The sequence below is a fragment of the Pseudomonas sp. EA_105y_Pfl2_R69 genome, from assembly GCF_963970915.1.
In the GTDB taxonomy this organism is placed as follows: domain Bacteria; phylum Pseudomonadota; class Gammaproteobacteria; order Pseudomonadales; family Pseudomonadaceae; genus Aquipseudomonas.
On record NZ_CAXAOO010000001.1, the window covers coordinates 1,305,262 to 1,327,025 of the forward strand.

At 65.6% G+C, this 21,764-nt stretch carries 19 protein-coding genes, 1 tRNA gene and 1 pseudogene; 8 read left to right on the forward strand and 13 right to left on the reverse strand.

Annotation, left to right across the window (positions count from 1 at the left end; translation table 11 throughout):
* Window positions 1–34: 34 nt before the first annotated feature.
* The 8 genes and pseudogenes from AACY13_RS05695 to AACY13_RS05725 form a co-directional block, all read right to left on the reverse strand.
* Window positions 35–4,690, reverse strand: coding sequence for a DEAD/DEAH box helicase (locus AACY13_RS05695; protein ID WP_339459916.1), 4,656 nt, complete (start codon window positions 4,688–4,690; stop codon window positions 35–37).
* Between the two features lie 164 nt (window positions 4,691–4,854).
* Window positions 4,855–6,657 carry a monovalent cation:proton antiporter-2 (CPA2) family protein gene (locus AACY13_RS05700; protein ID WP_339459918.1) on the reverse strand — a complete coding sequence of 601 codons (1,803 nt, stop codon included), beginning with the start codon at window positions 6,655–6,657 and terminating at the stop codon, window positions 4,855–4,857.
* A 256-nt stretch (window positions 6,658–6,913) separates the two neighbouring features.
* Complete coding sequence (locus AACY13_RS05705; protein WP_339459920.1) at window positions 6,914–7,858, reverse strand: pirin family protein; 945 nt, start codon at window positions 7,856–7,858, stop codon at window positions 6,914–6,916.
* Between the two features lie 30 nt (window positions 7,859–7,888).
* On the reverse strand, window positions 7,889–8,050 hold the full coding sequence (locus AACY13_RS22615; protein WP_445262535.1) for a hypothetical protein: 162 nt from the start codon (window positions 8,048–8,050) through the stop codon (window positions 7,889–7,891).
* 6 nt (window positions 8,051–8,056) lie between these two features.
* Window positions 8,057–8,451, reverse strand: a pseudogene (locus tag AACY13_RS05710) (NADPH-dependent FMN reductase); the annotation flags it as partial.
* 11 nt (window positions 8,452–8,462) lie between these two features.
* The gene (locus AACY13_RS05715) at window positions 8,463–8,870 is read right to left on the reverse strand and encodes an OsmC family protein (protein ID WP_339459921.1); all 408 of its coding nucleotides are present in this window, start codon (window positions 8,868–8,870) and stop codon (window positions 8,463–8,465) included.
* A 96-nt stretch (window positions 8,871–8,966) separates the two neighbouring features.
* The gene (gene ycaC / locus AACY13_RS05720; protein WP_339459922.1) at window positions 8,967–9,593 is read right to left on the reverse strand and encodes an isochorismate family cysteine hydrolase YcaC; all 627 of its coding nucleotides are present in this window, start codon (window positions 9,591–9,593) and stop codon (window positions 8,967–8,969) included.
* A 157-nt stretch (window positions 9,594–9,750) separates the two neighbouring features.
* Window positions 9,751–10,617 (reverse strand): pirin family protein, encoded by an 867-nt coding sequence (locus AACY13_RS05725; RefSeq protein WP_339459923.1) that lies wholly within the window; start codon window positions 10,615–10,617, stop codon window positions 9,751–9,753.
* Between the two features lie 94 nt (window positions 10,618–10,711).
* Here AACY13_RS05725 and AACY13_RS05730 point away from each other — a divergent pair, with 94 nt between their 5' ends.
* From AACY13_RS05730 to AACY13_RS05765, 8 genes are all read left to right on the forward strand, one after another.
* Window positions 10,712–11,608, forward strand: coding sequence for a LysR family transcriptional regulator (locus AACY13_RS05730; protein WP_339460029.1), 897 nt, complete (start codon window positions 10,712–10,714; stop codon window positions 11,606–11,608).
* A gap of 164 nt (window positions 11,609–11,772) precedes the next feature.
* A complete protein-coding gene (locus tag AACY13_RS05735; RefSeq protein ID WP_339459925.1) occupies window positions 11,773–12,702 on the forward strand; it encodes an ABC transporter ATP-binding protein in 930 nt (309 codons plus the stop codon).
* The gene (locus AACY13_RS05740) at window positions 12,699–13,460 is read left to right on the forward strand and encodes an ABC transporter permease (protein ID WP_339459926.1); all 762 of its coding nucleotides are present in this window, start codon (window positions 12,699–12,701) and stop codon (window positions 13,458–13,460) included. The genes AACY13_RS05735 and AACY13_RS05740 overlap by 4 nt, the downstream gene beginning before the upstream one ends.
* A 66-nt stretch (window positions 13,461–13,526) precedes the next feature.
* Complete coding sequence (locus tag AACY13_RS05745) at window positions 13,527–14,753, forward strand: RNA polymerase sigma factor (RefSeq protein WP_339459927.1); 1,227 nt, start codon at window positions 13,527–13,529, stop codon at window positions 14,751–14,753.
* A gap of 175 nt (window positions 14,754–14,928) precedes the next feature.
* Window positions 14,929–15,312, forward strand: coding sequence for a YciI family protein (locus tag AACY13_RS05750; protein WP_339459928.1), 384 nt, complete (start codon window positions 14,929–14,931; stop codon window positions 15,310–15,312).
* Window positions 15,313–15,391: 79 nt separating this feature from the next.
* The gene (locus AACY13_RS05755; RefSeq protein WP_339459930.1) at window positions 15,392–16,174 is read left to right on the forward strand and encodes a DUF899 domain-containing protein; all 783 of its coding nucleotides are present in this window, start codon (window positions 15,392–15,394) and stop codon (window positions 16,172–16,174) included.
* A gap of 24 nt (window positions 16,175–16,198) precedes the next feature.
* A complete protein-coding gene (locus AACY13_RS05760) occupies window positions 16,199–16,636 on the forward strand; it encodes a YybH family protein (protein WP_339459931.1) in 438 nt (145 codons plus the stop codon).
* A gap of 241 nt (window positions 16,637–16,877) precedes the next feature.
* A complete protein-coding gene (locus AACY13_RS05765; protein ID WP_339459932.1) occupies window positions 16,878–17,507 on the forward strand; it encodes a dihydrofolate reductase family protein in 630 nt (209 codons plus the stop codon).
* Window positions 17,508–17,894: 387 nt separating this feature from the next.
* Here AACY13_RS05765 and AACY13_RS05770 read toward each other — a convergent pair.
* The 5 genes from AACY13_RS05770 to AACY13_RS05790 form a co-directional block, all read right to left on the reverse strand.
* Window positions 17,895–17,968: transfer RNA gene (locus AACY13_RS05770), tRNA-Gly, on the reverse strand.
* Between the two features lie 95 nt (window positions 17,969–18,063).
* Window positions 18,064–18,948 carry an alpha/beta fold hydrolase gene (locus AACY13_RS05775; RefSeq protein ID WP_339459934.1) on the reverse strand — a complete coding sequence of 295 codons (885 nt, stop codon included), beginning with the start codon at window positions 18,946–18,948 and terminating at the stop codon, window positions 18,064–18,066.
* Between the two features lie 403 nt (window positions 18,949–19,351).
* Window positions 19,352–20,053, reverse strand: a complete 702-nt coding sequence (locus AACY13_RS05780) for a pseudouridine synthase (RefSeq protein ID WP_339459935.1) — start codon at window positions 20,051–20,053, stop codon at window positions 19,352–19,354.
* A gap of 2 nt (window positions 20,054–20,055) precedes the next feature.
* The gene (locus AACY13_RS05785; protein WP_339459937.1) at window positions 20,056–20,274 is read right to left on the reverse strand and encodes a cysteine-rich CWC family protein; all 219 of its coding nucleotides are present in this window, start codon (window positions 20,272–20,274) and stop codon (window positions 20,056–20,058) included.
* Window positions 20,271–21,743, reverse strand: coding sequence for a sensor domain-containing diguanylate cyclase (locus AACY13_RS05790; protein WP_339459939.1), 1,473 nt, complete (start codon window positions 21,741–21,743; stop codon window positions 20,271–20,273). The genes AACY13_RS05785 and AACY13_RS05790 overlap by 4 nt, the downstream gene beginning before the upstream one ends.
* Window positions 21,744–21,764 lie beyond the last annotated feature (21 nt).

Genomic DNA, 21,764 nt, shown 5'->3' on the forward strand with positions numbered 1-21,764 from the left:
AGCCAGCGGATTCCTACAGGGGGGGGTGAGCCTGTCAGGGTGGCGAGCCGATGCGCTGCGGGCCGTGGCTCAGGGGCAGCGGTGTGCCGGGATGGCGGATCAGGGCGGCCTGCCACTGCCCGGCGGTGAAGGTGTCGGCCTGTTGCAGCAGCTGGATCTTGCCCGCGACCAGGCTCGCCACCGCTACGCCGTCGCGGTACAGCAGGCGGTTGCCGGCCAGCGCCGGCACCTTGTTGCCGGGCAGCAGGGTGCCCAGCAGGTTCAGCGGATCGCAGGCCGAGAGGCCGACCAGGCTTTCGTCGCCCGGGCGCTTGCGCACCTCGCGTAGCAGGCCGACCGCCTCCGGCAGGGCGAACTGTTCGCCGGAGATGCCAGCGACAAAGCGTCCGCCGCGGATCTCGCCACGGGCCTCGAGACGATGATAGACCCGCAGCAGCTCGCGCCAGGACGGCAGCCAGTCGGCCTCGCGCGCGAGCAGCTGCCAGCAGACCACGCCATAGCGACGCAGCAGGCTGCGCGCCACATGTTCCAGGGCCTCGCTCGCCTGTTTGGGGTCGGCTGCCTGCCTGCCGCCGCGCAGCAGGGCCCAGCGCCCGGCGTCCTGCATATTGGCCAGGGCGCGGTGGGCACGGCGTTGCTGCTGGCTGCGTTTGGCCGCCGGTAGCAGCAGCGAACGCAGCCCGGCGAAGCTGTCGGCATGGACCAGGCCGAGGCTGACCAGCTCGCCGAGGGCATCCTCCAGTTCGCTGCGCAGCAGGTGCGCCTCGTCCTGCAGTTCGTCGAAGAACAGCGCGCCCTGGCTGGCCAGCACCTGGCGCAGGCGCTCGGCCCGCGGCGAGAGCTCGGCGGCCGGGCTGTCCGCCAGGCAGGCGCGCCACAGGCCCAGGTGTTTGCGCGGCAGCAGGACGATTGGCGTGCTGCGCAGTGGCCCGCCGGCGCTGCGGCTGCGTCCGGCCAGGCGGCACCAGAGCAGGTACCCGGAGCGGCACAGGTCGTCCAGCCAGTTGATCCCGTAGTCGGCCACCCGGCTCGGCAGGATCTCGCTTTCCCAGGCACCGGCCGCCGCCTGGAAACCCTCCAGCTGGCCGAGTACCCCGGCCAGGGCTTCGGCACCGCGTACCCGGCTGGCCGGTGCCACGCGCTGCCAGTCGAACAGAAAGCGCATAAAGTCGGCGCGCTCCACCGGCTCGATCTCGCGGCGCAGACGCCCCACCGTATAGCGGTGGATGCGCGCCAGCAGGTGGCGCTCGCACCATTCCTCCTCCCGGCCACCTGGGGAGAAACGCCCGCGCAGCACATAGCCTTCGCGCTCCAGGGCCAGCAGGGCGAGGTTGATCGCGGGTTCTTCCTGCAGCAGGTCGGCGGCGATCCGTGGCAAGGGCAGGGGGCCGAAGCCGCCGAGGCGGGCGCGGACCAGTTCGATCAGGACTGCCTCGGCCGTCCAGGGCGCGTCGAAGCCGGCAGGGGCCTGGATGGCTGGCTTGAACGTGGCGTCTGCATGCAGCGCCTGCCATTGGCTGAGGCGTTCGACCGCCAGCCACAGCGCCGGCGCGCCCGCCAGGTGCAGGCAGGTGGCGCGTTTGCCCTTGGCCAGCTGCGCCAGCCAGGCCGACCAGCCGGGATGGTCCTGCGCCTCGGCCTGGGTGATGGCGGCGAGGCTCAGCAGCGCTTCGTGCATCTCGTCGGCGCCCTGCACCTCGGGCCAGGCCTCCTGGCGCACCGCTGCTATGGCTTCGGCATCCAGCGCGCCGAGGTCGTCGCTCGACTCGGGGGCGGACCAGCGCCGGTTCTGTACCGCCTGGGTGCGCCGTTCCTCCAGCGGCGCGTCGTCGAGGAAGGCGTAGGGCCGCGCATTGAGGATTTCCGCCGCCAGTGGCGAGGGGGCCGGCAGATCGCGGGCCAGCAGCTCGATCTCGCCGGCCTCCATGCGCCGCAGCAGGGCCAGCCAGGCCTCGCAGTCCATGGCCTGGTGCAGGCAGTCGTCGAGGGTCTGGGCCACCAGCGGGTGATCGGGGATCTCACGCTCGCCGACGATATTTTCCAGGCACGCCACCTGGTCGGGGAACACCGTGGCCAGCAGGTCTTCGCTGCGCATGCGCTGCAGCTGCGGTGCCACCTTGCGCCCACCGGCGAAGCGCGGCAGGGCCAGGGCGACGCCGGCGTTCCAGCGCCAGCGCACGGCGAACAGCGGCGCGTCCAGCACGGCCTGGATCAGCAGCTGCTCGGCGCTGTTGCAATGCAAATAGCGCCACACCTCGTCGAGCGGGAAGCTGTGGCTAGTCGACAGTGAGAGGATCAGCGCGTCCTCGGTGGCGGCGGCCTGCAGTTCGAAGTTGAAGCTGCGGCAGAAACGCTTGCGCAGGGCCAGGCCCCAGGCACGGTTGAGGCGGCTGCCGAACGGCGAGTGGATGATCAGCTGCATGCCGCCGGATTCGTCGAAGAAGCGCTCCATCACCAGCCGCCGCTGGGTCGGCAGGCTGCCGAGGGCGGCGCGGGCGCGGGCCAGGTAGTCGACGATCTGCTGCGCCGCGGATGGCTCGAGGCCGATGCTTTGCATCAGCCAGTTGGTAGCGTTGTCGATGTTTACGCTGGTGGCCGGAAGTGCTTCGCGGTCAAGACCGCTCCTGCGGGGAGTCATGGGCGCTGTAGGCGCGGCCTCGGCCGCGATGGGGTCGGTGCCGCCGAGCAATAGGTCGATCTGTTCGCGCAGGCGCGCCACCGCGGCCGACAGTTCGTCCGTGCGCCCCGGGGCCTCGCCGAGCCAGAAGGGGATGGTCGGCGACTGGCCCCGGGCGTCCTCGACCCGCACCTTGCCCGGCTCGATGCGCAGGATGCGATAGGACTGGTTGCCCAGCTGGAAGATGTCGCCGGCCATGCTCTCGATGGCGAAGTCTTCGTTGAGGGTGCCGACCTGCAGGCCCTGGGGTTCCAGCAGCACGCTGTAGTCGCCGGTGTCGGGGATGGTGCCGCCGCTGGTCAGTGCGGTCAGGCGGGCGGCGCGGCGACCGCGCAGGCGCTGGTTGACCGCGTCGCGGTGGATATAGGCGGCGCGTACCCCGCGGCGGCCGCTGTAACCCTCGGCGAGCATCTTCAGCAGGGCGTCGAAGCTGACGCGTGGCAGGTCGACGTAGGGCGCGGCGCGGGTCAGCAACTGGTAGAGCTCGTCTTCGCGCCACTCGCGGCAGGCCACCTCGGCGACTATCTGCTGGGCCAGCACGTCCAGCGGCGCGTGGGGGATCACCAGGGCATCCAGTTCGCCGCGGCGCACGCAGTCGAGCAGGGCGGCGCATTCGATCAGCTCGTCGCGCGACTGCGGGAACAGCCGGCCCTTGGGCGTGCCGCCGACGCTGTGGCCAGAACGGCCAACCCGTTGCAGGAACGCGGCGATGCTGCGCGGCGAGCCGAGCTGGCAGACCAGCTCGACCTCGCCGATGTCGATGCCCAGCTCCAGCGAGGCGGTGGCCACCAGCACCTTGAGCTCGCCGCGCTTGAGGCGCTGCTCGGCATCCAGGCGCAGCTCCTTGGCCAGGCTGCCGTGGTGGGCGGCGACCGCAGTGTTGCCCAGGCGCTCGGCCAGATGGCGGCAGGCGCGCTCGGCCAGGCGGCGGGTGTTGACGAACACCAGGGTGGTGCGGTGCTGCTGGGCCAGTTCGGCCAGGCGTTGGTAGACGCTGTCCCAGACCTCGTTGCTCATCACCGCTTCGAGCGGCTGCGGCGGTACTTCGATGGCCAGGTCGCGGGGGCGGGTGTAGCCGATATCGACGATATGACAGGCGGGGAGTGTGTCTTCTTTAGTGGTAGTGGTGGCTGCCGTCGGCCCCTCACCCCAGCCCTCGGCTTTGGCGTCCTGCGTCGCCCTACCTCCTGCATCCATGCAGTCGTCTCCCCGGAGAGGATAGGGAGTTTTGATCGCAGCGTGGCCAGTGTCGCTGTCGACCTGCCGATCCGGGGCTGGTTCGTCGGCCGCCGCCGGCAACGCCGCCTGGCTGCCGAGCAGAAAGCGCGCCACCGCCTCCAGCGGTTTCTGCGTGGCGGACAGGCCGATGCGCACCAGTGGCCGCTGGCACAGCGCTTCCAGGCGCTCGACGCTGAGCATCAGGTGGCTGCCGCGCTTGCTGCCGGCGATGGCGTGGATCTCGTCGACGATCAGGCTGCGGCAGCCGCTGAGCATTTCCCGCCCGGATGCGGAGCCGAGCAGCACATAGAGCGATTCCGGGGTGGTCACCAGGATATGTGGCGGCTGCTTGCGCATCGCCAGGCGTTCGGCCTGGGTGGTGTCGCCGGTGCGCACCGCGCTGCGGATCTGCACATCGGCCAGGCCCTGGCGTTGCAGTTCGGCGCGGATGCCGGCCAGCGGCTCTTCGAGGTTGAGGCGGATGTCGTTGGACAGCGCCTTGAGCGGCGAGACGTAGACCACGCTGCAGCGCTCCTCCAGCTCGCCGCCGGCGGCCAGCCCTTGGCGCACCAGAGCGTCGATGGCGGCGAGGAAGGCGGTCAGGGTCTTGCCCGAACCGGTGGGCGCGGCTACCAGGGTCGAGCGGCCGGCGGCGATCGCCGGCCAGGCACCGACCTGAGCCGCGGTGGGCGTCTCGAACTGGCGGCGAAACCAGGCGGCGACCGCCGGGTGAAAGGTCGTCAGCGCGGCATCGGCTTGCAGGCAATCGGCAGTCGGCTTCATGTCACCCATCATGCTAGCGCCGTGCGCCGGCCTCAAGCGCCGTTCGGCCGGCTGCGGGTCAGGGAGGCAATAGTCGAAATACAAGGATGGGTCGGGCCGCGCAGGTTGAGCGCAGCGATACCCATCACTGTGCTCGATGGGTATCGTCGCTACGCGCCTCAACCCATCCTACGGATCTAGGCTGACGGCGGTGCCTCGCTGGTGTCGGCATCGAACAGGGTCTCCAGCTCGGCGCGCGCCTCGCGGGCGGTCTGCAGCACCGCGGCCTTGTCGTTGTAGACCCGGTGCTGGGCCTCCAACACTTCTTCATCGTGCTGCTGAAAACGCTTGATGCGCTGGTTCGCCTGCGCTTCGTCGAGGCCCAGGCCGAGCAATACCTGGCGGCTCATCTCCAGGCTGGAGTGGAAGGTCTCGCGGATCGGCAGGGCACCGGCGTCCAGCAGGCGATGGACGTGCTGGCGGTTGCGCGCGCGGGCGATGATCTTCATGTGCGGGTAGAGGCGGCGTACCAGCTCGGTGGTCTGCAGGCTGATCTCCGGGTCGTCGGTGGCGACGATGAAATACTCCGCCTGCTCGGTCTTGGCCGCGTGGAGAATCTCCGGGCGTAGCGGGTCGCCGTAGAAGATCGGCATGCTGCCCAGGCTGCGCGACAGTTCGATGGTGTCGACCTCGGTGTCCAGGGCAATAAACGGTACCCGTTGCGCGCGCAGCACCCGCGCGACCATCTGGCCCATGCGGCCGATGCCGGCGATCACCACGCGCGGCGCATCGCTGTCGATCTCGCGGTACTCCGGCGGCACCTCACGGGGTTGCTCCTTGACCTTGCACAGGCGCGCCACCAGTAGCACCAACAGCGGCGTGACGGCCATCGACAGGGTGATGACCAGCACCAGCAGGCTGTGCAGATGTGATTCAAACAGGCCCTGGTCGCGGGCCATCTGGAACACCACGAAGGCGAATTCGCCGCCGGCCGCCAGCACCACACCCAGGCGCAAGGCACTACGCGCATTGAGCCCGCCGGGCAGACGGCCGAGCAGCACCAGCAGCGGCAGCTTGAGCAGGATCAGCAGGGCGGTGAGCCCGAGCACCAGTAGCGGCTGGGCGAACAGCAGACGAATGTCGGCGGTCATGCCCACGCTGATAAAGAACAAGCCGAGCAGCAGGCCCTTGAATGGCTCGATCTGCGATTCCAGTTCGTGGCGGTATTCCGAGTCGGCCAGCAGCAGCCCGGCGAGGAAGGCACCGAGGGCCATGGAGATGCCCGCCAGCTCCATCAGCCAGGCGGTGCCAATCACCACCAGCAGCGCGGTGGCGGTGGACACCTCGCGCAGGCCGGTCTTGGCGACGATGCGAAACACCGGGCGCAGCAGGTAGCGGCCGCCGATGACCACCAGGCCAATGCTGCCGAGCACCTTGAACAGCTGGCCGAAGTCGCTGCCGGTGTCGGGTGCCGCGGTGCTACTGAGCAGTGGCACCAGGGCGATAAGCGGAATGGCCGCGATGTCCTGGAACAGCAAAATGGCGAAGGCCAGGCGGCCGTGGGGGCTGGTCAGCTCCTTGCGCTCGGCGAGCAACTGCAGGCCGAAGGCGGTCGACGACAGGGCCAGGCCGAGGCCGAGCACCAGCGCGGCCTTCAGCGGCTGGGCGAAGCCGAACATGGCCACCGCGCCGATCACCAGGCCGGTCAGCAGCACCTGGGCCAGGCCCACACCGAATACCGACTTGCGCATTACCCACAGGCGCCGGGGCGACAGTTCCAGGCCGATGATGAATAACAGCAGCACCACCCCCAGCTCGGAGATATGGCTGACGCTTTGCGGGTCGTCGACCAGGTGCAGGGCCGCCGGGCCGATCAGCACCCCGGCCAGCAGGTAGCCGAGCACCGCGCCCAGTTGCAGGCGTTTGGCCAGGGGCACGATCAATACGGCGGCGAGCAGGAACACCACAGAGGTCTGCAACAGGCTGCCTGGTTCGGCCATGGGGACTCCTTAACTGGCGATGGCTTGAGCGGCCTAGGGTAGCGCTTCCCGCACAGGCTTGGTGCCCCCCGCTAGAGCCGGGGGCACGGGTTATTGAATGTTTGTGGCCCCAATACGAGGGCCGTAACCCAGCAGATGGAGCTGGCCGATCAGCGCTTGGTGGGTTACGCGGCGCACAACTTGCGCGGTGACTTTGCCAGTCCGTCTGTGCGCCGCTAACCCACCAGGTCTTATCGGCTGATCTTATCGCGTCGAATCAGGCACCCGACCAGGGTAGGGGCGGCGCTACCAGGGGCGCGCCGTCATAGCCCTCGACCCGGCCGAAACGCGGGTGTCCGGCTTGCCAATCGAGCTGGGCCTGGCTGATCTCGGCGCGGCTATGGCCGACGAAATTCCACCACAGCAGAGTTTCCTCGACGAATGGTTCGCCGCCGAGCAATAGCGCCCGGCTACCCGGTGCCAGCCCTACGCTCAGCTGGTCGCGGCCGCGGCCGAGATAGGCCAGCTGGTTGTCGGCGAAGCGCTCGGCCTGGATCTGCACCTCGCCCTGCAGCGGCAGAATGCCGTACTCGAACGCCGGATCGAGGTGCAGCTCAAGCGTGGCACCCGCCGTGCTGTGCAGGTCGATACCGAGCAGCGGTGAGTAGACCCGGGTCGGCGCGGAGTGGCCCGCATAGAGGCCGGCGAGCAGGGTGCAATGGCAACCCTGCTGATCCCAGCTGGGCAGCTCGGGATGGTGCTCGAAGGCCGGCTCGCGCTGACTCTCGCTGCTGGGCAGGGCGATCCACAGCTGCGCGGCATGCAGGTGACGCTCGTCCGCCAGGGACTCCTCGGTATGACTGATGCCGCGTCCGGCGGTCATCAGGTTGACCTGGCCCGGCCGCACCACCTGCACATTGCCCAGGCTGTCACGGTGCAGCACTTCGCCTTCGAGCATCCAGGTAAAGGTCTGCAGGCCGATGTGTGGGTGCGGGCCGACTCGCAGGCCGTGCTCGGCCGCAAACGTGGCGGGGCCGGCATGGTCGAGGAAGCACCAGGCACCGATCATGCGCCGTTGCGCGCTAGGCAGCAGGCGGCTGACGGAAATGCCGCCACCGATCTCGGCGCTGCGCGAGGTCACGCGCTGGATGCTGCGCTGGCCATTGTCCAGCGGGCAATCGCTGGATGACGACAGCTGACATTGGGTCTCGTGGGTACTCATGGCGTTATCCTCGCTGTTTGTTGCACCTGGTTAGCCGTTGTGTTTCAGGGTCCAGACGTGGAGGGCTTCGAGCAGGCCGCGGATATGTACGCGGGTCGGCTCATCGGTGAGGTTGCCCTGCGGGTCGAACAGCTTCTGCGCCCCGGCGATCATCACCTCCGGGCGGTTGAGCAGGTGAGCGTCGAGGGACACCATGCTTTGCCGGAGGTGGTACTGCGCCCGCGCCGTGCCGAAACGGCCGGGGCTGGCACCCATGATGGCCACGGGCTGCCGGAGAAGGGCTGCTCCGGCGGCCGCGAGACCCAGTCGATGGCATTCTTCAGCACCCCGGGCATCGAGTAGTTGTATTCCGGGGTCACCAGCAGCAAGCCATCGGCGGCGCGGATCTGCTCGCGCAGGCGTTCGACCGCCGGCGGGAAACCCTGGGCGTAGTCATCCTCGTTGTACAAGGGAATGCCGGCGATGTCCGCCAGCTCGATCTGCATCCCGGGCGGTGCCAGCCGCGCCGCCTCGCGCAGGGCGGCCGTGTTGTAGGAACCACCGCGCAGGCTGCCGGAGATACCCAGCACCTTGATGGTTGGAGTCGTGGTCATGTCGGTGCTCCTCAGTCGGCCAGCTGGCTGTCGATCAGAATCTCGCCGCTCAGCAGCTTATGGATGGGACAGGCGTTGGCAATTTCCAGCAGGCGCTGGCGCTGCGCATCGCTCAGTTCGCCAGACAAGTGGATGTCGCGACCGATGCGGGTCTGCGGATGCTGCGCACTGGGCGCTTGCAGCAGGCTCAGTTGCACATCGATGCCCTGCAGCGGCATGCCCTTGCGTTGCGCGTACATGGCCACGGTGATCGAGGTGCAGGCACCCAGGGCCGAGAGCAGCAGCTGATGGGGCGACGGCCCGCTGTCGCCACCGCCGTTGGCCCGGGGTTCGTCGGCCAGCCACTGGTGTACGCCATCGCTGAGCTTGACCTGATAGGGCAGTCCGCCGAGGGAGGCGGTGATTGACGCTGTGCTCATTGCAAACTCCAATCCAGTTGGACTGCTGAGGCTGTTAAGAACAGCTGCAGGTGGCGCAAAGAGCAAGGGCTGCGCAACGCAGCCCTTGCTGAGCGCTTACTTGCCCGCGGTCAGCGTGGTGTAGCTGTTGATCAGGTTGCGGTAGTCGGGGATGTGGTTGGAGAACAGCGTGCCCAGGCCCTCGACATCGTTGCGCCAGTCGCGGTGCAGTTCGCAGGCCAGACCGAACCAGGTCATCAGCTGGGCACCGGAGGCGGACATGCGATCCCAGGCCGACTGGCGGGTGATTTCATTGAAGGTGCCGGAGGCATCGGTGACCACGAACACCTCGAAGCCTGCCTCGATCGCCGACAGCGCCGGAAATGCCACACAGACCTCGGTGACCACCCCGGCGATGATCAGCTGCTTCTTGCCGGTGGCTTTCACCGCCTTGACGAAGTCCTCGTTATCCCAGGCATTGATCTGGCCGGGGCGGGCGATATAGGGCGCATCCGGGAACTGCTGCTTGAGCTCGGGCACCAGCGGGCCGTTGGGGCCATCCTCGAAGCTGGTGGTGAGGATGGTCGGCAATTTGAAGTAGCTGGCCAGATCGGCCAGGGCCAGCACGTTGTTCTTGAACTTGTCCGGGTCTATGTCGCGCACCAGCGACAGCAGGCCGGTCTGGTGATCGACCAGCAAGACCGCGGCCTGATCCTTGTCGAGACGCTTGTAGGGAGTGCTCATGACGGTTTCCTCATGGGTGGGTGAGTGCCGAACCCTGTGCAGGGCTCGGCGGGGGTGGAATCTTGCTTCTTTACTGTGCTCGCGGGCCGGCTCAATCATCGGGACCCAAAGAACCGGCCCATTCAGCCTAGATGGTGATACCGGCGGCGAATGACCGTTAGGCCGGTAGTTGGCCGAACGAGCCGCTCTGGAAGTCCTTAACCGCCTGGGCGATTTCGGCCTGGCTGTTCATTACGAAGGGGCCGTAACCGACCACCGGTTCATCGATGGGCTCGCCACTGAGCAGCAGCACCAGCGCCTGGTTGTTGGCTTCCAGCAACAGTTCGTCGCCGGCGCGGTCGAGCAGCACCATCTGCGCCTCCCTGACCAGCTGGCTGCCGTTCACCAGCACGGTGCCGCGCAACACGATCAGCGCAGTGCTGCGGCCCTCGGTGACGGGCAAGGCCAGCGGCTTGTCGGCATTCAGGCGGATATCCCAGACGTCCATGGCGGTGAAGGTGTGGGCCGGCCCCTGTTGCCCGGCAAACTCCCCGGCGATCAGGCGCAGGGAACCGGTGCCGTCGTCGAGCGGCACCACCGGGATGTCCTGATCGAGAATGGTCTGGTAGCCCGGTGCGGCCAGCTTGTCGCGGGCCGGCAGGTTGACCCACAGCTGCACCATCTCCAGGGTGCCGCCCTGCTCGGTGAATGTGGCGGAGTGGAACTCTTCATGCAGGATGCCCGAGGCCGCGGTCATCCACTGCACGTCGCCGGGGCCGATCAGGCCGCCGCTGCCGGTCGAGTCACGGTGCTCCAACTCGCCCTGGTAGACGATGGTCACGGTTTCGAAACCGCGATGCGGGTGCTGGCCGACGCCGCGCGGCTGCTGGGCTGGGGCGAACTCATGGGGGCCGGCATAGTCGAGCAGCAGGAACGGGCTGATGTGCTGGCCCAGGCTGTCATAGGAAAACAGCGAGCGAACCGGAAAGCCGTCACCGACCCAGTGCTGCTTGGGGCTGCTGTAAAGACCAAGAATCTTTTTCATGAGATGCCTCCTCTGTGCATGGAGAAAGCTTATGAGTGCAACACTTATCGCGGTAGACCCGTTAAATTAGCCTCAGCGTTCTATAAGGAGAACACTGGTGGATGACCTTAACGACCTGTACTACTTCGCCCAAGTGGTCGAACACGGCGGTTTCGCGGCGGCAGGCCGGGCGCTGCATACGCCTAAGTCCAAGCTCAGCCGGCGCATTGCCCTGCTCGAGGAACGCTTGGACGTACGCCTGCTGCAGCGCTCGACCCGGCACTTCTCGGTCACCGAAATCGGTCAGGAGTATCATCGGCACTGCCTGGCCATGCTGATCGAGGCGCAAGCCGCGCGGGAGGCGATCGAACGCACGCGCTCGGAACCCCAGGGCATCGTGCGCATGAGCTGCCCCACCACCTTGCTGCAGTACCGGATTGGCGACCTGATCAGCCGTTTCATGGTCCTCAACCCCAAGGTTCAGGTGCACCTGGACGCCACCAACAGGCACGTCGACGTGCTCGGCGAAGGCCTCGACCTGGCCCTGCGCGTGCGTTTCCCGCCGCTGGAAAACAGCGACCTGGTGATGCGCGTGCTGGCCGACAGCCCCCAGCGCCTGGTCGCCAGTCCGGAGTTGCTCAAGGGCCGCACCTTGCCCTTGCTACCCGCCGACTTGAGTGGCCTGCCCAGCCTGGACTGGCGGCAACAGGGCGATCATCTGTGGCAACTGGAAGGCCCCAATGGAGCCATGGCCGAGGTCCGGCATCAGCCGCGCCTGATCAGCGACGACATGACGACTCTGCTACAGGCCGCCCTGCGCGGCGTTGGCCTGGTGCAGCTGCCGTGCATGGTGGTCGAGCAGGAATTGGCGCAGGGGCGGTTGCTCGACATCATGCCGCAGTGGGTGCCGCGCTGCGGCGTGGTGCATGCGCTGTTCCCCTCGCGCCGTGGCTTGCTGCCCTCGGTGCGCGGCCTGATCGATTTTCTCGCCGAGCAGCTGCCCTTGTCCTAGGGTCTGTTGCCGTTTCGTCGCAGCAACACGGCTCGCCACGAAACGGCAACAGACCCTGAGCCCGCTCGCGGGCGCTGGGTCAGCTGCAAACACGATGGCACTTGCCTGACCCCACCCCAAGTTACATACACTCTGTCCCTCTCTCTTCCAGGCAAGGCCTTCCCGTGCAACCGGTGATCTCGATTCAGCAACTGAGCAAGACCTACGCCAGCGGCCATCCGGCGCTGCAGAACATCGATCTGGATATTCGCCAGGGCGAGATTTTTGCCCTGCTCGGGCCCAACGGCGCGGGCAAGACCACCCTGATCAGCATCGTCTGCGGCATCGTCAATCCGGGCGGTGGGCGGGTGCTGGTGGGCGGCAAGGACATCATTCAGGACTACCGCGCGGCCCGTTCGCAGATCGGCCTGGTGCCCCAGGAGCTGGTCAGCGACGTGTTCGAGACGGTCTGGGCGACGGTGAAATTCAGCCGTGGCCTGTTCGGCAAGAAGCCCGACCCGGCCTACCTGGAGCGGCTGCTGCGCGACCTGTCGCTGTGGGACAAGCGCGAGGCGAAGATCTTCGAGCTGTCCGGTGGCATGAAGCGCCGGGTGATGATCGCCAAGGCGCTGAGCCACGAGCCGCAGATACTGTTTCTCGACGAACCCACCGCCGGGGTCGACGTCGAGCTGCGCCGCGACATGTGGAACATGGTGCGCGGCTTGCGCGAGCGCGGGGTGACCATCATTCTCACCACCCACTACATCGAGGAGGCCGAGGAAATGGCCGACCGCATCGGGGTGATCAGCAAGGGCCGGATCATCCTGGTGGAAGACAAGCAGGTGCTGATGCACAAGCTGGGCAAGAAGCAGCTGACCCTGCATTTGCAGCAACCCCTGGCCAGCCTGCCGGCGGAGCTCAACGGCCACCGCCTGGAACTGGCGGACGAGGGCCATGCCCTGGTGTTCACCTTCGATGCGCAAAGCGAGCACACCGGCATCGCCGAGCTGCTCAAGAACCTGGCCCAGCACGGCATCGACTTCAAGGACCTGCAGTCCAGCCAGAGCTCTCTTGAGGAGATTTTCGTCAGCCTGGTCAAGGAGTCGCGCGCATGAACCTGTATGCCATCAAGGCCATCTATCTGTTCGAGCTGGCGCGCACCTGGCGCACCCTGTTACAGAGCATCGCCACCCCGGTGATCAGCACCTCGCTGTATTTCGTGGTGTTCGGTTCGGCCATCGGTTCGAGCATGACCCAGATCCAGGGGGTGAGCTACGGGGCCTTTATCGTGCCGGGGCTGATCATGCTGGCGCTGCTCACCGAGAGCATTTCCAACGCCTCGTTCGGCATCTATATGCCCAAGTATTCGGGGAGCATCTACGAGCTGCTGTCGGCCCCGGTGTCCTACCTGGAAATCCTGATCGGCTATGTCGGCGCGGCGGCCACCAAGTCGATCATCCTCGGCCTGGTGATCCTGGTCACGGCGCGGCTGTTCGTCGATTTCGAGATTCTCCACCCGTTCTGGATGCTGGCCTTTCTGGTGCTCACCGCGCTGACCTTCAGCCTGTTCGGTTTTATCATCGGCGTCTGGGCCGATGGCTGGGAGAAACTGCAGATCGTGCCGGCGCTGATCGTCACGCCGCTGACCTTCCTCGGCGGCAGCTTCTACTCCATCAGCATGCTGCCGCCGGTATGGCAGACGGTGACCCTGTTCAACCCGGTGGTGTACCTGATCAGCGCCTTCCGCTGGAGCTTCTACGGCGTTTCCGATGTCAATGTAGTACTCAGCCTGGGGATGATTCTCGGCTTTCTGCTGCTGTGCATCCTGGCGGTGGGCTGGATCTTCAAGACCGGTTATCGGCTTAAAAGCTAAGGCAGAAACCGTAGCCTGGAGGCAATCCGGGTTACTCCATTCCACGCAAGCGTTACGGGGAGGGTTATGGACGACGCTCAACGAGCCCAGCTCGACGCCATCTACCGCGATGAATCGCGCCGCGTGCTGGCCAGTCTGATTCGCCTGCTGGGGGATTTCGACCTGGCCGAGGAGGCGCTGCACGAAGCCTTTCGCGCGGCCATGGAACAATGGCCAGAGGCTGGCATACCGGCCAACCCGCGGGCCTGGCTGGTGTCGGCGGGGCGCTTCAAGGCCATCGACCAGTTGCGCCGCCTGCGCCGCTTCCAGCCCCTCGACGAACAGACCGAGCTCCCCGCCGCAACGGTGCTGGAGGACGACGAGCTGCTCGAAGACGACCGCCTGCGGCTGATCTTCACCTGCTGCCACCCGGCCCTGGCCAGCGATGCCCAGGTGGCCCTGACCCTGCGCGAAGTCTGCGACCTGGGTACCGAGGACATTGCCCGCGCCTTTCTCACCACCCCGGCGACCCTGGCCCAGCGCATCGTTCGCGCCAAGGCGAAGATCCGCGACGCGCGCATTCCCTATGAAGTGCCGGGGCGCAGCGAATTGGCCGAGCGTCTGGATGCGGTGCTGCGGGTGATCTACCTGGTATTCAACGAAGGCTATTTCGCCAGTTCCGGTGCCGAGCTGACCCGCACTCAGCTGTCCGACGAGGCCATCCGCCTGGCGCGGCTGCTGCTGCAATTGCTGCCCGAGCCCGAGGTGATGGGCCTGCTGGGCCTGATGCTGCTGCATGAGTCACGGCGCGGCGCGCGCAGCACGGCCAGCGGCGAGGTGGTGCTGCTGGAGGCGCAGGACCGCAGCCAGTGGGACCGCGCGCTGATCGCCGAGGGCGAGGCCCTGGTCTTGCAGGCCCTGCATTCGCGGCGCTTCGGTGCCTACAGCCTACAGGCCGCCATCGCCGCCGTGCATGCCGAGGCCGCCAGCGCCGAGCAGACCGACTGGGCGCAGATAGTCGGGCTCTACGACGCCTTGCTGCGCCTGAGCCCGTCGCCGGTGATCGAACTCAACCGCGCCGTGGCGGTGGCCATGGAGCAGGGCCCCGAGGCCGGCCTGGCGCTGATCGAGGGGTTGCTGGCCAGCGGCGAACTGGCGGACTACCACCTGGCTCATGCCGCCTGTGCCGACCTCAATCGCCGCCTGGGCCGCATCGCCCCGGCCCGCGCGGCCTACCAGCGCGCCTTGCAACTGGCCCAGCAGGGGCCGGATCGACAGTTGTTGCAACAGCGCCTGGCCGAACTGCAAACCTAGGGTGCGCCGCGCGCACCGAGACATTGGCTGCCGGACATGCACTCGGCCAACGCTGCGCGACAGCCGAGGCATCGACCATTCGTCGGCCGCAGCGATATTTTTTCCGCACTTGTCGAACGCCACGCGCCGCGCTCGACTATCCAGTACTCACCCCGTAAAGGAACCGGAGTCCGCCATGAAATACCTCTGCCTGGTTTATGCCAACGAACAGGAGCTGCACAGCTCCCCCGACAGCCCCCACGACGCCGAATGCTTCGCCTACGCCGAGGCGGTGGGGCAGAGCGGCCGCATGCTTGCCGCCGAGGCCCTGCAGTCGGTGCAGACCGCTACCACGGTGCGCATGCGCGGCGGCAAGCTGTCGATCACCGATGGCCCCTTCGCCGAAACCAAGGAGCAGCTGGCCGGCTTCTACCTGGTGGAGGCCCGCGACCTCAATGAGGCCATCCAGCTGGCCGGACATATCCCCGCGGCGCGGGTCGGCTGCGTGGAAGTGCGTCCGGTGCGCGAGCTGCAGGTCGAGCAGGCCCCGCAGCAGGTTCGCGAGAGCCGCGGCATCTGATTGCCATGTGGCGCAGCCAACAACGCCCCGAGGGCCGCAGTCCGGGGCGGTTAACCATCATCCCAATGGAGGATTTGCCATGGACCGCAGTTACTTTCCCCCGGTCGTCAGCCGCGCAGAGTGGCTGGTGGCGCGCAAGGCCCTGCTGGAGCAGGAAAAGGCCCTGACCCGTCAGCGCGATGCGCTGAATATGGCGCGCAGGCGTCTGCCCATGGTGGCCGTGGAGCAGGACTACCGCTTTCAGGGCCCGCAGGGCGAAGTGGGCCTGCTCGACCTGTTCGCCGGGCGCAGCCAGTTGATCGTCTATCACTTTATGTACCACATGGACCGCGGCGAGGGCTGCGACGGTTGCTCCTGCCTGGTCGACAACATCGGCCATCAGGCCCACCTGCATGCCCGCGACACCACCCTGGTGCTGGTCTCCCGCGCGCCCCTGGCCGACCTCGAAGCCTTCAAGCGGCGCATGGGCTGGACCCTGCCCTGGTACAGCTCCTACGGCAGCCGTTTCAACTACGACTACCAGGCCACTACCGACGAGAGCGTCGCCCCGGTCGAATACAACTACCGCGACAAGGCCGAGCTGCAGCGCCTGGGCCTGGATTACCACCTGCAGGGCGAGCAGCCCGGGGTCAGCGTGTTTCTGCGCGACGGCGACCAGCTGTTCCACAGCTACTCCTGCTACGCCCGTGGCCTGGAAATGCTGATGAGCAGCTTCCACTACCTCGACCTCACCCCCTTCGGTCGTGGCGAAGGCTGGGACGGCATGCCCGACCTGGACGGCAAGGGCCTGAACTGGACCCGCCTGCACGACGAGTACGAACAGCCCGCGGCGCAGCAAGACTGCTGTGCCCACAAGGCTTGAATCACCCACAAGGAGGCAACCGGCATGAGCAATCACAGTCTTCACACCGCGCTGCAGGCCACCCTGGACAGCTGGACCCAGGCCTGCAGAAGCAAGGACGTGGCGCGCATCATGGCCCACTACAGCGAAGACGTAGTGGCCTACGACGCCATCGGCCCGCTGCGCTTCGTCGGCCGGGCCGCCTACCAGGCGCACTGGCAGGCCTGCATGGAAATGTGCAGCGGCGAGACCCTGTTCGAACCCCACGATCCCAGCTTTATCGCCAGCGGCGAACTGGGCGTGGCGCATTACCTGCTGCACTGCGGCGGCAGCGACGACAAAGGCCAGATGCAGAGCTGCTGGATGCGCGTAACCCAGTGCCTGCGCCAGCAAGACGGACGCTGGCTGATCATGCACGAACACTTCTCCATGCCCTGCGATATGGAGAGCGGCAAGGCGCTGTTCGATCTGCAGCCGGAGTAGGTGAGCCAAGCAAAACGAAAGGCCCTGCATGCGCAGGGCCTTTCGTTGAGACTGTAGAAAAACTTCAAAGCTTATTCCGTACGCGAGATCCGGAGGGATTAAGAGAAATGAACACGTCAGATCTCAAGAGAGATGCTGGCTTTTGGTTGAAAAAAACAGCCAGAACCCCAGCTGTAAAACTTGCCATTCAGTTTTTCTACAATCTCGTTAGGCCGAGATCCGAACACGCGAGAGGAGAATCATGAGCAAAGTATTCGTCAACATTGGACTTAGCCTCGATGGCTACATGGCACCTGAAGGAATGACCATGGGCAAGCCTGAGTACAAAAACTGGGGCGCGAAGTGGGGGGCGCTGATGGCCTGGATCATCAATCAACAGTACTTCCGCGACAACCTCAAGCTCGGGCCAGGGGGGGAGACCGGCCCGGTCAATGACTTGGTTCGAAGCACCACGGAACGCATCGGTGCCAACATTATGGGCAAGCGAATGTTCGACCAAGGCGAGGTCGCCTGGCCAGAGGAGGCTCCGTTTCACACACCGGTATACGTTCTTACCCATGAGAAACGCGAACCTTGGGTGCGCCCCGGCGGGACGACCTTTTACTTCATCAATGACGGGCCGGAGCGTGCCCTAGAACTGGCTCGGGAATCCGCAGGCAGTCGTGATATTCGTATCGCGGGTGGAGCGGATGTGATCCAGCAGTACCTGAACCTGGGAGTCGTCGACGAGCTGGAAATCGCCCTGGCACCCGTGTTCTTTGGCGGCGGGCGGCGTCTCTTCGAGAACTTACGCGAGCCCGGGCCGCAGTTTCGCATTGACAGGGTTCTTGATGGTCCAGCCGCCACACACTTGCGCTATGTGCGTCAGTAAGGGCGGCCTAACAACCTATATGGACTATATGGACTCTCCCCACAAGCAGTGAGCAAAGCCTTTCTTTTGCACCTGTCGTCAGCGCGGTTGCATTCGTATATCCGGCCTGTTGTGGGCTTTACCGCCCTGGCCATTCTGTAGTTCGCGCAGCGGGGGTAGGTGATCAATCGTTCATCGGGTTTGCCGGTTGCTTCGTCGTCGACGGCGGAACAACCTGACGTTACAGAGGATCATGGGGCAGGCATCCCTGGTCATGGGCTATGCATACCAGTCGCTGGATCACCTGAGAAGGCTTTGCGCTCAACCCGCCAATCGACACTTTTACGACACTGCGTAACGCCAGAAACGAAAAAGCCCTGCATCAGCAGGGCTTTTTCGTTAGACATCTGGAGCGGGCGATGGGAATCGAACCCACAGCTCTAGCTTGGGAAGCTAGGGTATTACCACTATACGACGCCCGCAGCGGGTGCCTTTATACCGGAAGTCTGGCCTGAAATGAAGCCCGCGCCGCGGTTATCTGCAATATCGCGGTGCGGGCACGGGTTGTGTGCAGGCTTCATACGGCCAGCGCGTGCAGCACGTCCATCTGTGGGCGGTAGTGGGTCTGGCGCAGTGGCTTGCTCTGCAGAAAGCCCAGTAGTGCGGCCTGGCTCTGCAGCCACGCGGCCTTGTGCTCCATGTCGAGGAAGTGTCCGGCGTTGTCGATGGTGACGAACTGGCAGTCGTGCAGGTGCTCGGCGAACAGGCGCACGTCTTCCGGCGAGGTGTAGGCGTCGTGTTCGCCGTTGACGAACAGCACCGGGATATCGATGGCCGCCAGGCATTGCATCTGGCAATGGGCGTCGAGGTGCAGCACCTGGTGCACATGGGCATGCATCTGCTGGTATTCGTGGCTGTCCAGGCTGCTGATATGGCGATGGTTATAGCGCTTGAACAGCGACGGCAGGTAGCGCCCGATAGTGCTGTTGACCAGGTGACCGAGCTGGTCGCCGTCGAGGGCGTGCAGATGGGCCAGGCCTTTTTCCAGGTAGTCGACCATCGGCTCGTTGAGCAGCGGCGAGAAGGAGGTGATCACCGCCTTCTCGATACGCGCCGGGCGCTGGGCCAGGGCCAGCATGGCGGCGACGCCACCCCAGGAGAACGACATCAGGTGGTCGGCACGGAACTGTTCGATCAGCTCGAGCAGGATGCTGGCCTCGTCTTCCTTGGTGATCGGCTGGTGGTGATGGTTGTGCGGCTTCGACTGGCCGGCATAGGGCTGGTCGTAGAGCACCACATTGAACTGGGTGCGCAGGTATTTGACCGTTTGCGCGAAGGCGGCGGTGGTGGAGAGTGAGCCGTTGACCAGGATGATGGTCTTGCGCGCGCTCGGATTGGCGTAGAACTCCGTGTAGATCTTGTAGATCCCGTGAACATCGACGACAGCGGTGGCTGGCTTCATGTCGTTTTCTCCTGGCGCAAGTCGGGGCGTGGCAAAACGGCGGGGGCCGTTAAACCGGGCATAAAGGACAGTCAGGAAAGCGCCTGGACATGACAAACGAATGTCAGGCTGGGAGATTTTTATAAGTATTTATTTTTCAAACGGTTAGGGCTGAAATAGAGCATCGCGCCGACCTTTCTCAAGTTATCGGAGGGATGTCGTGTCACCAGGCAGGAACCCATTTCGCGCAGCGCGCAAGCAACCGAAAGAACGCTTAGATGGTCATCTGTGACTCGCCGGTCACATCAAGACCTTATGGCTGGATTTAAGCAGTGGACCCTGGCGCTGGCAAGGCTTTATTCCCTTAGGATACTACCGTTTATCGGTTAGCTTGCGAACGATGTGACCTCGGGGGAAATTAGCGTCAGGTTTTGTCGAGGCTGGCGATCTCCAGCGCGCTCAACGCGCGGTATTGCCCGGGGCAGAGGCGCTGGTCGAGCTGGATCGCGCCCATGCTGACGCGGTGCAGGCCAATCACCTTGTTCTGGAAGTGGCCGAACATGCGCTTGACCTGGTGGTAGCGGCCTTCGAAGAGGGTCAGGCGAGCGTGTCGCGGTGCGAGCAGTTCGAGGATGGCGGGGCGGGTGGTCAGGTTCTCGTACTGGAAGTACAGGCCGCGGGCGAAGACCTCGATGCAGGCCGGGTCGATCAAATCCTGGGTTTCGACCAGGTAGACCTTGGGTTGCTGCCCGGTGGGGGCGGTGGCCCGGCGCGACCACTGGCCGTCGTTGGTGAGCAGCAGCAGGCCGCTGGTGTTGAGGTCCAGGCGGCCGGCCAGGTGCAGCTCGTGTTTATCCGGCTCGTCGAGCAGGTCGAGCACGGTGCGGTGCTCGGGGTGTTCGGTGGCGCTGACCACGCCGACCGGTTTGTGCAGCATAAAGTAGCGCGCGGCCTTGCCGGCCTGCAGCAGCTCTGCGTCCAGCTGCACGCGGCTGAACTGGCTGACTTCGCTGCGGCCTTCGCGCTGGATTTGTCCGTCCACCTGCACCCGGCCGCTGGCGAGCAGTTGGCGGGCTGCCTGGCGGTTGCAGTGCGGCAGGTTGGCGAGAAAACGATCCAGACGCATGGTTAGTCGGCAGGCTGGTCGGGCTGCGTCGACGGCAGTTCCCGGGCGCAGCGCGGGCACAGGCAGGTGCGCCCGCGGGTCTCGGCGGGCAGGCTGTCGAGCACAGCGGGGGCGATGCTCAGGTCGAAGCACCAGCAGTGTTCGACGGGAGCGGCTGCGCCCGCCTGGGCGCACTGGTTGGGCTGGCCGCAACGCGGGCAATGCTGGGGCGAGGGGCTCATGCGGTTTCTTCGCACAGGCGGTTGCGGCCACTCTGTTTGGCCCGGTACAGGGCGCGGTCGGCGCGGGCAATCAGCTGGTCGAGGGCGTCGTCCGCCTGCAGGTGGGCCAGGCCGATACTGCTGGTGATCTGCAGGTCGATGCCGTTGTGCAGGACGCGGTTGTGCTCGGTCTGCTGGCGGATTTTCTCGCCCAGTTCGCGCGCCTGTTCGGGGGCGGTGTCCTTGAGCAGGAGGATAAATTCCTCGCCGCCCCAGCGGCAGATGATGTCGGACTTGCGCAGATTGTTCTGCAGGTTGTCGGCAAAGCCGCATAGCACCGCATCGCCGGCCAGATGGCCATGCTGGTCGTTGAGCGCCTTGAAATTGTCGAGGTCCAGCAGCAGCGCGCAGAGCGGGCTGTTGTTGCGCCGTGCCTCCTGCAATGCCTGGCCTGCCAGCAGGTCGAAGCCGCGGCGGTTGAGCAGCCCAGTGAGCTGGTCGGTGGTGGCCAGGGCGGTGATGCGCGCCTGGTAACGGCGCAGGGCGAGGCTGACCAGACCGATCACCACCAGGGTCACCAGCAGGCAGATCAGCAGGTTCAGGTACAGGGAGTAGCGCAGCTCGTCGAGGGCGGCGTTTTCCGGCTTGTCGACAAACAGGTACCAGTTCAGTTCGGGGATAAAGCGCACATTGAGAAAGTGGCCGCGGCCCTGTTGCCGATACTCGAAGTTGCCGCTGCCGGGCAGTGGCAGTTGCGCCATCAGGTTGGCCAGCTCCGGCAGTTCGCTGAGCGACTGGCCGACCCTGGCCCCCATCGGGCCGCCGCTGGCTCCGGTGAGGACGATACGGCCGTCGGTGTCGACAAAGAACACGCTGCGGCTGTAGCGCTGCTGGTAGGTGTCGATCAGCTTGACCACCGCATCCACGGTCAGGCCGACACCGGTCGCGCCGATAAAGCGCTGCTGGTAGTCGAACACCTTGTAGTTGATAAACACGGTCATGCGGTCGTCGTTGGCCATGTCGACGTCGACATTGATCTCGTAGGGGGCCTGCATATCGCGCACGCGGAAATACCAGGCGTCGCGCGGCTCGTCGGCCTCGACCTGCTTGAGCACACCCTTGGCCTGGTAGTAGGTGCGGCTCTGCTCGGTGACCAGAAAGCTGGTGACCGTGCCGTAGTGCTCCTGCACTTCCTGCAGGTAGCGGGTGATCTGTGCGGCGTCCTGCTCGCCGGCCAGAATCCAGTCGCGCATATAAGTGTCGCGGGACATCATCGAGGAAATCAGGATGGGGCGGACCAGGTCTTTCTGGATTTCCGAATAGACGTTGTCCGAGGTCAGCGGCAGCTCGGTGTCGATAATCCCCGCGCGGATCGAGTCCAGGGCGGTGTAATAGCTGACCAGCGAGGTGGTGAGGAAACCACAACCGAGCAATAGCAGGATCAGCAGAAGCAGCGAGCGTTGCCGGGTAACGGGGGCGGGGCGGGGCATACGTAAGGTCTACGGGGTAAG

Coding starts and splice junctions, on each gene's coding strand:
- AACY13_RS05725 (WP_339459923.1), bottom strand. CDS start 10,617: ATGAAAAAGATTCTTGGTCTTTACAGCAGCCCCAAGCAGCACTGGGTC.
- AACY13_RS05755 (WP_339459930.1), top strand. CDS start 15,392: ATGGACCGCAGTTACTTTCCCCCGGTCGTCAGCCGCGCAGAGTGGCTG.
- AACY13_RS05780 (WP_339459935.1), bottom strand. CDS start 20,053: ATGCGTCTGGATCGTTTTCTCGCCAACCTGCCGCACTGCAACCGCCAG.
- AACY13_RS05775 (WP_339459934.1), bottom strand. CDS start 18,948: ATGAAGCCAGCCACCGCTGTCGTCGATGTTCACGGGATCTACAAGATC.
- AACY13_RS05715 (WP_339459921.1), bottom strand. CDS start 8,870: ATGAGCACAGCGTCAATCACCGCCTCCCTCGGCGGACTGCCCTATCAG.
- AACY13_RS05750 (WP_339459928.1), top strand. CDS start 14,929: ATGAAATACCTCTGCCTGGTTTATGCCAACGAACAGGAGCTGCACAGC.
- AACY13_RS05765 (WP_339459932.1), top strand. CDS start 16,878: ATGAGCAAAGTATTCGTCAACATTGGACTTAGCCTCGATGGCTACATG.
- AACY13_RS05705 (WP_339459920.1), bottom strand. CDS start 7,858: ATGAGTACCCACGAGACCCAATGTCAGCTGTCGTCATCCAGCGATTGC.
- AACY13_RS05790 (WP_339459939.1), bottom strand. CDS start 21,743: ATGCCCCGCCCCGCCCCCGTTACCCGGCAACGCTCGCTGCTTCTGCTG.
- AACY13_RS05700 (WP_339459918.1), bottom strand. CDS start 6,657: ATGGCCGAACCAGGCAGCCTGTTGCAGACCTCTGTGGTGTTCCTGCTC.
- ycaC (WP_339459922.1), bottom strand. CDS start 9,593: ATGAGCACTCCCTACAAGCGTCTCGACAAGGATCAGGCCGCGGTCTTG.
- AACY13_RS05760 (WP_339459931.1), top strand. CDS start 16,199: ATGAGCAATCACAGTCTTCACACCGCGCTGCAGGCCACCCTGGACAGC.
- AACY13_RS05785 (WP_339459937.1), bottom strand. CDS start 20,274: ATGAGCCCCTCGCCCCAGCATTGCCCGCGTTGCGGCCAGCCCAACCAG.
- AACY13_RS05745 (WP_339459927.1), top strand. CDS start 13,527: ATGGACGACGCTCAACGAGCCCAGCTCGACGCCATCTACCGCGATGAA.
- AACY13_RS05695 (WP_339459916.1), bottom strand. CDS start 4,690: ATGATGGGTGACATGAAGCCGACTGCCGATTGCCTGCAAGCCGATGCC.
- AACY13_RS05740 (WP_339459926.1), top strand. CDS start 12,699: ATGAACCTGTATGCCATCAAGGCCATCTATCTGTTCGAGCTGGCGCGC.